This window comes from Bacillus sp. EKM501B (genome assembly GCF_011800505.1).
Classification (GTDB): domain Bacteria; phylum Bacillota; class Bacilli; order Bacillales; family Bacillaceae_G; genus Bacillus_A; species Bacillus_A cereus.
In genome coordinates, this window is the sequence record NZ_JAALFZ010000001.1 from 382,997 (window position 1) to 397,194 (window position 14,198).

Below are 14,198 nucleotides of genomic sequence, written 5' to 3' on the forward strand. Positions count from 1 at the left end.
TTTATTTTTTCTAACTGAAAGGATAGCTTTACGGCTGATTTTTGAACTTAAAACCCTTTGAATCGTTTTTTATAATTGAAATAAGAGAGTGTGATAACGATGATTCCGAATAAAAGAGGTAAGGCAATAATTTTAGGAAAAGCTTGTAGTAGAGAGAGGATGTACAAGAAAAAAGAAACGATGACAGCTAGAAAGAGAAGAGCAATATAAGATTTTTTCATAAATAAACCCCCTAAATGACCTTTTTTATAGCTTATTCAAAAATGAAAACGTTTAGAATGTGACAAAAGTGTGAAATTCGACAAAAGGGGTTGTCATTTGACGTCGAATCTTGTAATATAATAAGCGTGAACGAATTCACATACAAACATATACCCCTTTGTTTGAACGTGAAAATTTCTCCCATCCCCTTTAATATTTTTATAAGCCGTAAAGAAGAAGACCTGGTGTTTACACCAGGTCTTTTTCTTTTGCTATCCATTTCCAATAACGTTCGCATTTTACTTCAATCATTTGTACTTTTCGTTTCAGTTGTAATTTTTTTAGTTCGCGCTCAATTTCTTGCTGCGGACAGTCATAAATAAATGCTACTTCTTTTGAAGATATAAATTGTGTTGCTTCTAGTAGCACTTCTAAAGGTGGTAATGGTTCTGGCTCAATTTCACATTTTACAAGTTCTTTCAATAATTGTACGTATACATCGTAGGAATAATTTCCAGCGATTTTAATACCTTCTTCATCTGAGTTCGCATGAAAAAAGACGAGGGAAGGTATTTCTGTAATATGCATTTCATTCGTGAATTTCAAGTCACATTGGAAAGCTTTTTTTGCACTAGCAGAATGTAGATCTTTTTTAAATTCTTCTACATCAATATTGCTATCTCTCGCACATGCAAGTAATAGTTCGCAGTCAGGGTTTGATACATTTTCAAGGAAAATGTATTCTTGGAGTTTTCGCAAAAACTTCGAACCTGCTTTTCGGCCTTGCAACTCCGCTGCCTTAATTGCCATCGAAACTAAATATGGTGTTGACGATGCTTCTTGCATATGTACCTTTCCATCACATGAAAAACCTTGTAAACTGGTTGTCTTTTCCCACACAAATCGAATATTAGCAGGTTTATTCCATTTGTGTGAGGAAGCGTTCGTTCCATCCACTTTTCCTGTTACGATATGACGAATAGAGAAGTATTTCCCGTATTCAAGCCATAGTTTAATAATAAAAGGCTCAATTTCCCAGCAATCTTTACAAAGTGGATCAATAAATAAATATGCTTCTACAGACTTATGCTCGCATGCGGAAGGAGATGGCATATTTATATGCTTTGCTTCCTGCTTATCCATTACACTTCACCTGTTTCGTTTGGAGTATTAACCATATGCTGAGCCGTTAATGCTAAACGTTCAAAAACAAACTCTCTTATATGACCATGCACTCCAGTATCATCCATTGCTTGCTCCATACATGATAGCCAAGCCTCTGCTCGTTTTGGGGTAATCTCAAACGGGAGATGGCGTGCTCTTAACATAGGATGACCATGTTCTTCAGTGTACAAATTAGGACCACCTAAATATTGTGTTAAAAATTGCTTCTGCTTCCTAGCGGTTTCTGTTAAATCTTCCGGGAAGATGGGAGATAAGTCAGGGTGTTTACTGACATAGGAATAAAATGTATCTACTAATATTGCAATGCATTGTTCACCGCCAATAGCTTCAAATGGTGTCATCGGTTGCTTGCTCATCCTTTATAAACTCCTTTTTCCATGAAATGTATATCTATTGTAGCAATGGAATGTTCGAGAGGGCAAATAAACAGCCTTCTCAAAGATTCTTTGCTTATTCTACGGGTGTAAACTTTTTTAGTGAGATGTATCCACTAGTGAAACATATTCACTAGTGGAATTTTCACTTTAGCGTGCTTTGTTTTGTTTGGCAAGGAAAAAGCGTTTTACTTTGTTATTTGTATGGCGAACAGGTATGTTATGTTGCGTTAATAAATGAATAAATGCAGCTTTTCCTGTTTCTTCATCTTGCACTTCAAATTCAATTTCATAATCATCGTGATTGTAATAAAAACTATGATCAAAGACAAGCGTTCCGCCTTTAAATAATGTTTCTGCTCTTTCTGTTGTTAAACTACCCATATATGTTAAAGCAGAAACAGGAATTTGTAATTTGTGTAATTGATCTACTACTGCACCTTGAATGATTGTGTTTGTTTCCATCATCATTTTTGCTTCGTCTTCTGTTACGACTTGATGCGTTTCTAATAAACCGATTTCTGCAGGTTGTTTCAACGTTAACGTATAAGTTTCTCCTTTATGACGAATACGAAGTGCAGAGCCAGCTTCTTTTAACGAGAAGTCAGGTGTTTCAAAGTAGTGATTCACTTGTTTTGTAAATGCTTCAATAGAAAACGATTTACATAATGTATCGAATTCTTCTTTTGTAACGATATTTTTGAATTCAATTTCAATTTCTTGTGTCATTGTATAATCTCCTTTTGAAAAATAATTCTTTACACATTATCGCTTTTTCATAAATTTGGTTCAATGTTTTATTTGTTTGCGTCCATGTTATGATACAATAATACTGTTAAGTAAGACAGGAAGTTGAGATGGAGGAGTTAGAGCATGCAAAATAAAATCCAAGTTAAGAGCGTAGAAAAGAGAGAGAATGCTCTTATTTTTTGTGCGGAAAATAGTGAAATAGAGGTAAAGGAGTTAAGTGCGCGTAATCACGTACTTGTAGACTCAGACAATTTATCATTTTTATATATCTTAGAAAATGAATCATCTTTCATTTATGTAAGTATTCCGCACACATGCTGGGAAGCAATGCATGAAGCGATGAATAACGATGTGGTTATGTTCGTTCGCGTGAATGACATTGAAATGGAATTAGAAGGATTAAAAGAAGAAGTAGAATATTTGGTTGAAAATATTGAAGGTAATGCAAATTACGGAGAAGAATTAGTAACTGCTGTAGAAAAAGTATTTCTATAAGCAAATGGATTGATTTTGGTGGTGGTTGAAATGAATCGAAATTGGGAAGAATTTTTAGCACCTTACCACCAAGCGGTGGCAGAGCTGAAAGTGAAACTAAAAGGAATGCGTACTCAATTTGCAATGTTAACAGAGCATTCTCCAATTGAGTTTGTAACAGGAAGGGTAAAGTCGGTTGCAAGTATTATTGATAAAGCGGAGAAGAGAAATGTACCGCTAGACCGATTGAGAGAAGATATGCAGGATATTGCTGGGCTTAGAATGATGTGTCAATTTGTTGATGAGATTAAGCCTGTTGTAGAATATCTTCGAAAACGAAATGACTTTGAAATCGTGGAAGAACGTGATTATGTTACGCAAAAGAAAGATAGCGGTTATCGTTCTTATCATGTTGTCATTAGTTATCCTGTTCAAACGATTCAGGGTGAACAAAAAGTATTGGTAGAAATCCAAATACGCACGCTAGCAATGAACTTTTGGGCAACAATTGAGCATTCTTTAAATTATAAATATAGTGGACGTTTTCCTGAAGATATTAAAATAAGGTTGCAACGTGCAGCTGAAGCGGCGTTTTTATTAGATGAAGAAATGTCTTCTATTCGTCTTGAAATTCAAGAAGCGCAAAAGGCTTTTTCAAGAAAGCAAGAAACGAAAGATTCTGAATCATAAACTAAAGGGTGTTGGGCGATGAAATTTACAATTATGTCAAAGGGAGATCAATCATCAGATACACTGGCAAGCACGATGAAAGAGTACTTGCTAGATTTTGGATTTATAATGGATGAAAAGGAACCCGATATTGTAATTTCTGTTGGGGGAGATGGAACGCTTTTATATGCGTTTCATCGTTATTATAATCGATTGGATGAAACAGCATTTGTTGGTGTACATACAGGACATCTAGGTTTCTATGCAGATTGGTTACCGACAGAAGTAGAGAAATTAGTAATTGCAATTGCGAAAACACCATTCCAAGTGGTGGAATATCCGCTTTTAGAAGTTATTATTCGCTATGTGAATGGAAGTAAAGAGTCACAGTATTTAGCGATGAATGAGGCGACTGTAAAAAGTGCAGAAGGTACATTAGTAACAGAAGTAGAAATACGCGGAGAATATTTTGAAACATTCCGCGGAGACGGCCTTTGTATCTCTACTCCTTCAGGAAGTACCGCGTATAATAAAGCGCTTGGCGGAGCGATTATTCACCCATCTATTGAAGCGATACAAATTGCAGAAATGGCGTCCATTAACAATCGTGTATTTCGTACTGTAGGATCGCCACTTGTATTGCCGAAGCATCATACATGTGTGTTAAAGCCAGCTGCAGGAATGAATTTACAAATTACAGTGGATCATTTAACGATGGTTCATCAAGATGTGAAATCAATCCAGTATCGCGTCGCAAACGAGAAAGTACGATTTGTTCGTTTCCGTCCATTCCCGTTCTGGAAACGAGTTCGTGACTCGTTTGTTGCAGATAAATAGAAAGGGTTATATATTTGAACAGATTTACATTGAAATGGGATATAGGTCCGGCTGAAGAGGGAACTTTAGTTAGGGAATTTTTGAAAACGAAATGTATTTCTAAAGCCGCTTTAACGGATATAAAGTTTCACGGCGGGGCAATTGAAGTAAATGGTCAACATGCGAGTGTTCGTCATCAGTTGCGTGCTGGTGAAGAATTACGTGTCTTTTTTCCAGTTGAGGAAAGAAGTGAAGGGATGATGGCAGAAGATATCCCTTTAAGCATTGTATATGAAGATGACGCGGTTCTTATCATTAATAAAGAGGCGAACATGTCAACGATTCCGTCTAGAGAACATCCGACAAGGAGTGTTGCCAATGCGCTTTTATCTCATTATGATAAGCAGCACCTTGCAAGTACAGTGCACATCGTAACACGTTTAGATCGTGATACTTCGGGGCTTATGCTTATTGCAAAAAATCGTTTCGTGCATCATCTTTTATCGAAGCAGCATCAACAAAAAGCTGTGAAACGAACGTATGAAGCAATTGTTCACGGAAAGATTGTAGAACGAGAAGGAATGATTGATGCACCAATTGGTCGAAAATCTGATAGCATTATTGAGCGAACGGTTTGTGAGCATGGACAAAGGGCAGTTACTCATTTTAAGGTAATTGATAGTACATATCATAAGACACATGTAGCGCTTGAGCTTGAGACAGGAAGAACGCATCAAATTCGTGTGCATATGGCTCATATAGGACATCCGTTACTTGGTGATAGCTTATATGGAGGGAGAAGGGATGAAATGAAACGGCAAGCACTTCATAGTAAATCTTTGACGTTTTATCATCCTATTTTAGAGAAAGAGATGTCTTTCACTATAAAGCTTCCAAGCGATATGCAAGAAGTGTTGCGGCATACTTAAAAAGGGGACAAAATTCTTATATTATAAAGAATTTTGTTCCCTTTTTTCTTAGCGGAATAATATTAAAATTTGGTTTTCACCCGTACGCTTTATAACGAAAAATCCACTTTCGGCTTTTGTAGCAATGCCATTGTCATTTGGACGACAATATCCATGTGCTTCGCAAGTGCCGTCATCACGTACTAACATTTGTCCAATTAATCCGACAGGAAGCCACTCGGCGCGATCTTTTCTTGCTACATATTTGCAAGTTGGATCCCATTCTGTATTTAAAAGAGGTTGTATTTCTTCGGCTTCCGTCCATACATATTGGCGTTTTCCAAAGTTATCTGTTTTATAACGTTTTTGCCAACTTAAAGCCCCGCTATTTCCTATAAGGGCAGGGGTTGCACTAGATATTCCTAAAATGAACGAATCGCGTGAAGTAGCTATCCGAATTTTTTCTTCGTTACTAAATGTAACGAAATAACCGACATCAATAGGTTTATAACCTTCGGTTTCAAACATTTGTGCAAAATCCGTTCCGCTTGCATTGTAAGACGCGCCCTCAATGTACATTTCTCCATTATGAGCAAGCCATTTAGCCCCGATATTATGGTCGGTGTCGCTTACACCATTTGCAATAAACCAAGAATAAGCTTCTTCTGCAGTGCCGAAGCGCCCCATAATATGGCTACCTGCAAAATGAGCTGTTGATGTATGATGACCTTCCGCATGAGAAGAGGATCCGTTAGCGATAGTTGCGTTTCCTTCTGCGTGTGCTGCTTCGCCTAAAGCAATTGTCTGTTTACCCTCCGCATGAGAATAAGCCCCGCCTGCTGTCGTTTCACTTCCCTCACTATGCGAACTATGTCCAGTTGCTTTTGAGTTTGATCCTTCTGCATGAGAGAAAGAACCTTTTGCGTGTGTTAATAAGCCTTCCGCATGTGCTGCCATGCCCTCCGCATGAGAGTGAAGCCCCTCTGCATATGCATATCGGCCGCCCCTTTTAACTTTTGTATTTTCAGGTGTAGGTGTCTCAATTATGAGTGGTTTTTCAGTTTGTATATCATTCGATGAAGCCAATGCCTCTTTTATTTTTTTTACTTTGTTTATAATAGCAGCTGGAATTTCTGGTTCCACTTTTTTATTCATTGCTACAGAAATATTTTCTGCCGTCTTTTCTTCTGTTTGGTTAGAATGTAGTATCTGTTCATCTTGATTTGAGAGCTGTTTATTTTTTTGTTGCATCTTTATTTTTCTGCGATTGATTATGCGGCTCATCACAGCATTTTCTAAAGAGACATATGTTGGTTTTACTTTGCTTTTTTTTGATGACTCTTGTTCTTCCAGTTCTTCTATCGCTGCAGCCCGAATACTACACCAGTTGTTAATTCCGTACATGGGCAGATATAAAGGGGGAAATTTTCTTTTTTGTTTAGAAGATTTTTTCTTCATTCTGTCACCTCCTGCGACATTATATGTAGTGTAATTAAAAAAAGATGCACTTTATTGCATCTTTTTTTAATTACTTTACCTAGTTTTATATGAGATCTGCCTAAATAATGCTAAGTAAGGTAGTTATGAAATTGGACGGAATTTCTCAGCGACAAAAGGTAAAGAAGAAGGGACAGAGATAGTCTCCATTTCAGGATAACGTAATCCGGTTAATTTGCCACCAAATACAGCACCAGTATCAATATTGACTGTCTGATTGACGAATCGAGGTTCTGCTACTGGTGTATGTCCATATACAATCCAAGCTTGCCCCTTGTATTCTTGCGCCCAATCGCGACGGACAGGTGAGCCATCGGCATGCTTTTCTCCTGTAATATCGCCATATAATACAAAGGTTTGCACTTTTTTATCTCGTCTTCCTATGTAATCTTGCCGAATCCCAGCGTGACATACGATTACTCTTTTTTCATCTAGTATGTGGTAGAGCGGTGATTGTTCATAAAGAGTGATAAACTTTTCTTTTATAATGTTTTGCTTATTAGGAGGAAGTGCCTCATATTCAGCAACAGTTGTTTCAAGTCCGTGAGCGACTGTTACATTACGCCCAAGGAAAAATCGATATAGTTTATTACAGTGATTTCCAGGAGCGTAATAAGCTTCTTTTTTATGTATGACAAGTTCCCATACAATTTCAATCATACGTAATGAATGAGGACCACGGTCTGTAATATCGCCAACGAATGCAAGTTTACGTTGGTCAGGGTGAACCGGTAGACCGCTACTCCAGTTATATCCTAGCTTCTCTGTTAAATTTTGAAACTCTTGGAAGCATCCATGAATATCTCCTATAATGTCATATTTCATATTTAAACCTCCATCGTATTTTTCATTAGTATATCTAAAAAAGGATAGAGATAAAAATATAGCGTTTTTGTGTTGTTCATTTAAACATAAAGATTTTCGTTCTTGAGCGAACATTTAAAATGAATCCAATCGCAATCATGTATGTAAGCAGTGAACTTCCTCCGTAGCTCATAAGAGGTAATGTTATCCCTGTAATGGGAAGTAATCCGATTGTCATCCCGATATTTTGGAATACTTGGAAAGTAAACATTCCGATTGTACCAGCGCAAATGTAACTACCGAAAGGGTCATTACTTTCTAAAGCAATATGAATCATTCGAAAAATGAGTAAGAAAAAAAGAGAAATAATGACACTTGCGCCTAGAAATCCAAATTGTTCAGCGACATTAGTGAAAATAAAATCTGTATGTGGTTCTGGAAAATATACTTGTCCATTTTCCCACCCTTTTCCTTGCATTTCTCCGGATCCAGTCGCTAAGAATGCTTGTCTTAATTGATAGCCTTGTGCATCATATTTGTAAGGTGCTAACCATCCGTAGAAGCGATTTAATTGATATTCTTTTAAAATGTGTGCTTTAAAGAAATCTGTGTGAGTAAAAAAAATATATATTAATGTAGTTCCAGCAACGAAAGTAGCTGAAACTAATCCGAAAATAAAACGCCATCGTATGCCAGAAACTAGTATCATTGCTGCAAGCATCGCTGAAATGACCATTGTATTTCCTAAATCTGGTTCCTTTGCGATGAGTAGTAGTGGTGGCAAACTTGTTGCAAATATTTTTCCAAGTAGTAAAAAATCGTCATGTATCGTTTGGGAAAAATATTTCTCATTATGGTTTGCTATAATTCGTCCAATGACGATAATTAAAAATAATTTCATAATTTCAGAAGGCTGAAAATTTCCGATGCCTGGGAGCCTGTACCAAGCGGTAGCGCCTTTAATTGTAACGGCACCTGGTACTTGAAGTTCTAGTCCAATAAGTAGTACCATTGCAAAGCTGTACAAATACCAAGCAATTTTTTGATAACGATCGAAGTCGATAATCATAATAACACCAATGGCTATAAATCCAATGAAATACCATTGGATTTGCTTTAGTACAAAATTGACGTTTTGTAAAAATGGCGGTAAAGAGGCTTGCGCACTTGCAATAGCACAACAACTAACAATCCCAATGGCAAATAAAATAAATAGTAATACGTAGTCTATTTGATATTGAGAATTTGGATCTTTCAATGTAGGTATTCCTTTCTACTGCTCTTTATAGTAATGGATTTTATCTCGCATTAATGGGCAGTAAGACCCCCACCTCAAAATTCAGCGAAAGCGAAGAAGTTAGGTGGGGGATCAACTGCCCGTAAAAGCCCGATTGGTGAGAGCTGATTAAAGTTTCACTTTATAGTATGAGAAAGAATGTATGAACTATACGAATGATTCACATATAGTCCATACACTTTTAATTTTGCAGAGTAGTTTAATTGTTTAACTCTTTAATAATTATATCCAAACAATGGGAGAGACGTACATGTGCGTCAGGAAAAATATCTAGTTGATGAAGATAGTATTTTAAGGAACTTTTACACCATTGGTAAGCACTAAGTAGAGCTGCTCTATAGTCCGTAGTATTTTGTAAAAAGCCATATTCTTTTGCTGTTATAACAAGGTGTGTGAAATCTTCACAACCTTGAAGGAGCTTATTGTGTATTTGTTGTCCAGCATGGTAGCGAAATTGACTTAAAGGCTCAGAAATGTATATTGCATTTCCTTTAGAAAGTAAAGAAATCCATGAGGCCATATCAACACTACAAGAATATTGTCGCTCTTTAAGGGTGCCAAAAGGTTCAGTGAGCAATTCCTTTCGGAACAAAGTAGTTGTAGGCTCACCGATAATGTTGTGTCCGCCCTTTAACATCCAATTACCTAAAAATATCCCGTTTAATGGAGTGTCTTCACTATATAACCTTTGTGTTGGATGGGAATCACCTATTAGATTTCCATGATCATCAATACGTACTCGATAAGAAGTAACAAGAGCAAGATTTTTATTGGGATCTTGCTCAAAATAGGCCATCATTTTTTGTATTTTATGCTCATAAAACACGTCATCATCCATTAAAAAATTTATATACTCACCATTTGATTTTTCTATGAGCATAAGGTCATTGTGAAATTGTCCTAGAGTAGGGATATTTCGAATGTATGTTATATTTTTATAATGTGGTAAGTATTGTTCACGTATTAAAGTTTCTGTTTCATCATTTGTACTATCATCTCCGATGATGATTTCAATATTTGAATAAGTTTGTGCCAATGCACTTTCTAGAGCAATTTTGAAATAATGAGGCCGATTATAAGTAGGAATAAGGATGGAAACGAGAGGTAGATTTTTTTCATTCATCATACATAACTTCCTTTCAGAAGCTTTTTTTTGTAAGAACAATATCTTGGTAACTTGTATATTCATGTCTGCCGCACCATAAACCGTAATGCGGCTTATTGATTATTTCTAGGCCGTACTTATTCAATAGATTGCAAATATCTGTCTCAGGATAAGCAACTGCGAAATTCGGAATATCTTTATTTACAACGTAGCAATTTTCGATTCGATGATAAAAACCTAATGTACTTTGTCCTGCATTTAAATAATAGGACGATTCAGGATTTATAAGAAAGAATGTAATGAAACATCTCCCGTCTTTTTTTAATACACGTACAATTTCAGATACGTAATGTTCTAATTCTTTTGGGAGAAGATGCGTAAATACAGAAGTTAAAAAGATAAAATCGAATGTCCCGTCTTCATAGGGGAAACGATATTGAGAGGCATCTTCTTTTCCTTCTGGATTATAGAATTGATTGTATATGTCAACATGTTCAAAGTGAAAATTATTACGCATAGTTGAAATGTTATTTTGACACCAAGTAATTCCATCTTTAAACAAATCAAATCCATAATACGCTCCATCATCATTTAAGTAATTCAATAATGGTACAGCCATTCGACCGACGCCGCAGCCTACATCTAATACTTTTTCATTTGGTTTTAAAGCGCCAATTTGAATAAAATGCTTTAGGAACTCTTTTCCAACTTTTTTGAAGTCGCCACCTACATATTGGACGAGTTCAGGAGGGGGGAGTAAAGTCATTTCTTTGTTAAGTTCACTCATGAGTATACCCCTTTCTTGTATGAGAAGATGCAGTAAATCTATTAATAAAATTTTCAATTTGTAGTGAGAGAACACAGGAAAACAATTGTTATATGTAAGGAGATTCCGAAAAAGAATACTTAATTGGATTAGAAGTGAGAGAAGGATGAGTGAAAATGAAATCTCCTATAGATTAAATCTTTTTTATTCTTTTCTCCAATAAACGCCAAATACATCAATTTTAGTAATAGGGGCTTTTAAATTTCGTTGGTTTCTAAAGTCTGTCACAGCCTCAGCGCATGGCGGTAGCCCGTAGTCATCGATAATTATATAGCCACCTTTAGAAACTTTATCATATAAGTTCACGAGACCATCCATTGTGGATTCGTACATATCACCATCAAGCCGTGCAATTGCTATTTTTTCAATTGGTGCTGTTGGTAAAGTATCTTTAAACCAGCCTTTTAAAAATTTCACTTGATCATTTAGTAAATCATATTTTTTGAAATTCTCTTGTACTTGTTCTAAAGAGACGCGTAAGTAATCGAATGTGTGCAAATAATCACCGTAATCTTTTGGATATTGTTCTAGATTCGGTGCTGGCAAACCTTCAAATGAATCAGCGACCCACACATTACGATTCGTAATGTTGTTTGCTTGTAAAAAACCATTCATAAAAATGCACGATCCTCCGCGCCATACACCTGTTTCAATAAAATCTCCCTCTATATTTTCACGAACAACGGTTTCCATTGCCTCTTGTAATTGGTTCATACGTTCTCGACCGATCATGCTATGTGCTGCTCTTGGCCAATCCATTCCATCATGGCGTTCACTTTTTGAAACATTTGGTTTTACAATTTTTAAGTTATGGTTTTCAGCATATTGCTTAATGAATAAAGGGAGGGGGACTGTAACTGGCTCGAATTCTAGTTCTTTTGAAATATGTAGAGATGCGGGTAAGTATGCCTCATATTCTAACCATATTTCAAATAAAATGGTCTTCTTTAGCAATTCGAGATAAAGCTGAACAGCAGATTTACTTTCCATATTTGTGCCTCCTGCAAAATGTCATACAACAATATGATTATGTAGATAGCGAATGTTTCATGATTGAATTTGAAATTGAAAAAGCAGTAAAACTGATATCAGTTTTACTGCTAAGTAAAAAATTAAGCGATTTTTTCAATAATAATAGATGCATTTGTACCAACAGCTAATGATAGCCCAAGCCCTGTAACGATTACTTCAATTAATGATGGAGTTGTCGTAATTTGCGTAATTGCTTGAACAACGATAGGTGCTCCAACTGAGATTAAAGTGGCCCCAGTACCTGGAACAGATACCCCATTTACTTGGATTGTAAGCCCTCCTAATAGACTTACTGCTGCAGTGTATACGATAACGGTAATTTTATAGAATCCAGTTTGACTAATTACGAAAGTATCAGGATCTAATTGAGAAATTGCTGTACCAAACTGAGATCCAACAGTATTAAATGGTACTGGAGCATTAAGTCCAATATCCAAAGAAATCCCAGCGGAGTTAAATGCATACAATCCTGCTGGAAGCCCTAGTCCAGATGGTCCAGTCGGTCCAGTCGGTCCAGTAGCCCCAGTCGGCCCCGTAGGTCCAGTAGTCCCAGTGCCACCAGTCGGCCCTGTAGGTCCAGTAGCCCCAGTGTCACCAGTCGGCCCCGTAGGTCCAGTAGTCCCAGTGCCACCAGTCGGCCCCGTAGGTCCAGTAGTCCCAGTGCCACCAGTAGGTCCTGTAGGTCCTGTAGGTCCAGTCGGTCCAGTTGGCCCAGTCGGTCCAGTTGGCCCGGTAGGTACAGTCGGCCCCGTAGGTCCCGTAGGTCCAGTCGGCCCGGTCGGCCCAGTCGGAAGGGTAAACGGTGGTATCGGTGGTAATGTAGGTCCTACAAGATTAGGGTCAAATGCACTAGCTGATAAAGATTCATCGGGATTTAATCCATTTGAATAATTATTATTTGACATAAATTCACCTCCATAAAGCGTTCATTATATAGTAGATGCAAAACCGAAAGAAAATGACACGGACATTTGAATTATTGAAAAGAAATCTTAAACTACTTGAACAATTTAAAAAAATGGAAAGTTTAGTATATGTATAACATATGATTGATTTGGAAGAGGGTGATTATGTTGAACAAGCAAGGAATTACAATTAGTTTATGTATGATTGTTCGAGATGAGGAGGAGACAATAGCCCGTTGTTTAGAAACAGTTGAAAAAATTGTGGATGAAATTATAGTAGTTGATACAGGTTCCGTCGATCGAACGAAAGAAATCGTAGAGAAATACACTTCTAACATATATGATTTCCAGTGGATTGATGATTTTGCAGCAGCAAGAAATTTTTCTTTTTCAAAAGCGACGCAAGAGTATATATTGTGGCTAGATGCAGATGATGTCTTATTAGAAGATGCTCAAGAAGCATTGAAACTTTTAAAAAGAGAATTAGATCCTAAAATTGATGCTGTTTCGATGCCTTATCATCTTGCAATGGATTCTAACGGGAAACCTTTATATTGTACAAAAAGAAATCGACTTGTAAAGCGTGAAAAACAATTTCAATGGTTTGGAAAGGTTCATGAGTATTTAGCTATTTCTGGTGAGGTTTTTAGTAGTAATGTTGCTATTACACATAAAAAAGAAAAAAAAGTAACAAATCGTAATTTGAAAATTTTTCAAAATACTGTAGCGGCAGGTGAAGAATTAAGTCCGAGAGATTTATTTTATTACGCAAATGAATCTACGGATAACCAAAAATATGATGATGCAGTTCTTCTATATGAAACATTTCTTAATCAAGACGAAGGATGGTATGAAGAGAAAATTTATGCATGTGGTAAGTTAGGAGATTGCTATGCAAAGCTAGGAATGTGGGAGAAGGCAATCGAATCTTGTGTGAAGTCGTTTCGGTATGACGTCCCTAGAGGAGAGAATTGTACAAGAATAGGATATATATATATGGAACAAGAAAAATATAATGAAGCGATATTTTGGTTTAAACTTGCCACGGAAGTACCAATGGCAACGGAAAGTCCTTTCCATAGTCCAGCTAGCTACACATGGCTACCCTATTTACAAATGTGTATTTGTTATAGCAGGTTAGGGGAGCAGGATAAAGCGTATTATTACAATGAATTAGCAGCTTCTTATGTTCCGAATAATGCTGCAATTGAATATAACCGTAAATATTTTCGGGGAGTTTTTGATAAACCATATAAAGTGTAATAGGTTTCGTTTTTTAGAAATGATTTATCGCTATTCTAACTCTAATAGATTGGTTATATATTAGAGTATCAGTAACGTAACCAATATAAATA

16 protein-coding genes are annotated in these 14,198 nt (G+C 36.6%); 5 read left to right on the plus strand and 11 right to left on the minus strand.

Translation table 11 applies throughout. The annotated features are described in order from the left end of the window. Window positions 1-47: 47 nt before the first annotated feature. The 4 genes from HFD78_RS01990 to HFD78_RS02005 form a co-directional block, all read right to left on the minus strand. Window positions 48-221, minus strand: coding sequence for a hypothetical protein (locus HFD78_RS01990; protein ID WP_000750355.1), 174 nt, complete (start codon window positions 219-221; stop codon window positions 48-50). 229 nt (window positions 222-450) lie between these two features. Continuing rightward, a complete protein-coding gene (locus HFD78_RS01995) occupies window positions 451-1,344 on the minus strand; it encodes a ClpXP adapter SpxH family protein (RefSeq protein WP_000360656.1) in 894 nt (297 codons plus the stop codon). After that, window positions 1,344-1,742, minus strand: a complete 399-nt coding sequence (locus tag HFD78_RS02000) for a globin domain-containing protein (RefSeq protein ID WP_000043386.1) — start codon at window positions 1,740-1,742, stop codon at window positions 1,344-1,346. Before HFD78_RS02000 ends, HFD78_RS01995 begins: the two co-directional genes overlap by 1 nt. 168 nt (window positions 1,743-1,910) lie before the next feature. Continuing rightward, on the minus strand, window positions 1,911-2,489 hold the full coding sequence (locus HFD78_RS02005; protein ID WP_000191122.1) for a CYTH domain-containing protein: 579 nt from the start codon (window positions 2,487-2,489) through the stop codon (window positions 1,911-1,913). 144 nt (window positions 2,490-2,633) lie between these two features. Here HFD78_RS02005 and HFD78_RS02010 point away from each other — a divergent pair, with 144 nt between their 5' ends. Genes HFD78_RS02010 through HFD78_RS02025 form a run of 4 tightly spaced genes read left to right on the plus strand, consistent with a single transcriptional unit; the run spans window position 2,634 to window position 5,398 of the window. After that, the gene (locus HFD78_RS02010; protein ID WP_001180003.1) at window positions 2,634-3,005 is read left to right on the plus strand and encodes a UPF0738 family protein; all 372 of its coding nucleotides are present in this window, start codon (window positions 2,634-2,636) and stop codon (window positions 3,003-3,005) included. A gap of 30 nt (window positions 3,006-3,035) precedes the next feature. After that, complete coding sequence (gene yjbM, locus HFD78_RS02015) at window positions 3,036-3,674, plus strand: GTP diphosphokinase (RefSeq protein WP_001081482.1); 639 nt, start codon at window positions 3,036-3,038, stop codon at window positions 3,672-3,674. Window positions 3,675-3,692: 18 nt separating this feature from the next. Further along, on the plus strand, window positions 3,693-4,490 hold the full coding sequence (locus HFD78_RS02020; RefSeq protein WP_000673190.1) for an NAD kinase: 798 nt from the start codon (window positions 3,693-3,695) through the stop codon (window positions 4,488-4,490). A gap of 14 nt (window positions 4,491-4,504) precedes the next feature. Next, entirely contained in the window at window positions 4,505-5,398 is an 894-nt protein-coding gene (locus HFD78_RS02025; protein WP_001079132.1) for an RluA family pseudouridine synthase, read from the plus strand. 48 nt (window positions 5,399-5,446) lie between these two features. Here HFD78_RS02025 and HFD78_RS02030 read toward each other — a convergent pair whose 3' ends face one another. The 7 genes from HFD78_RS02030 to HFD78_RS02060 form a co-directional block, all read right to left on the minus strand. Continuing rightward, window positions 5,447-6,835 carry a peptidase G2 autoproteolytic cleavage domain-containing protein gene (locus HFD78_RS02030; RefSeq protein WP_000730520.1) on the minus strand — a complete coding sequence of 463 codons (1,389 nt, stop codon included), beginning with the start codon at window positions 6,833-6,835 and terminating at the stop codon, window positions 5,447-5,449. Between the two features lie 123 nt (window positions 6,836-6,958). Then, window positions 6,959-7,699, minus strand: a complete 741-nt coding sequence (gene prpE, locus HFD78_RS02035) for a bis(5'-nucleosyl)-tetraphosphatase PrpE (protein WP_000872694.1) — start codon at window positions 7,697-7,699, stop codon at window positions 6,959-6,961. 76 nt (window positions 7,700-7,775) lie between these two features. Beyond that, entirely contained in the window at window positions 7,776-8,936 is a 1,161-nt protein-coding gene (locus HFD78_RS02040) for an FtsW/RodA/SpoVE family cell cycle protein (protein WP_000654700.1), read from the minus strand. Window positions 8,937-9,174: 238 nt separating this feature from the next. After that, window positions 9,175-10,101: a glycosyltransferase family 2 protein gene (locus HFD78_RS02045; RefSeq protein ID WP_002102836.1), complete on the minus strand. Its 927-nt coding sequence runs from the start codon at window positions 10,099-10,101 to the stop codon at window positions 9,175-9,177. A gap of 13 nt (window positions 10,102-10,114) precedes the next feature. Further along, the gene (locus HFD78_RS02050; protein WP_001292838.1) at window positions 10,115-10,867 is read right to left on the minus strand and encodes a class I SAM-dependent methyltransferase; all 753 of its coding nucleotides are present in this window, start codon (window positions 10,865-10,867) and stop codon (window positions 10,115-10,117) included. 183 nt (window positions 10,868-11,050) lie between these two features. Beyond that, on the minus strand, window positions 11,051-11,896 hold the full coding sequence (locus HFD78_RS02055; RefSeq protein ID WP_000444386.1) for a TylF/MycF family methyltransferase: 846 nt from the start codon (window positions 11,894-11,896) through the stop codon (window positions 11,051-11,053). A gap of 122 nt (window positions 11,897-12,018) precedes the next feature. After that, a complete protein-coding gene (locus tag HFD78_RS02060; protein ID WP_098375751.1) occupies window positions 12,019-12,843 on the minus strand; it encodes a BclA C-terminal domain-containing protein in 825 nt (274 codons plus the stop codon). A 165-nt stretch (window positions 12,844-13,008) separates the two neighbouring features. Between HFD78_RS02060 and HFD78_RS02065 the strand changes: the two genes are divergently transcribed. Further along, window positions 13,009-14,106 carry a glycosyltransferase gene (locus HFD78_RS02065; protein ID WP_000932913.1) on the plus strand — a complete coding sequence of 366 codons (1,098 nt, stop codon included), beginning with the start codon at window positions 13,009-13,011 and terminating at the stop codon, window positions 14,104-14,106. The last annotated feature ends 92 nt before the right edge of the window (window positions 14,107-14,198 follow it).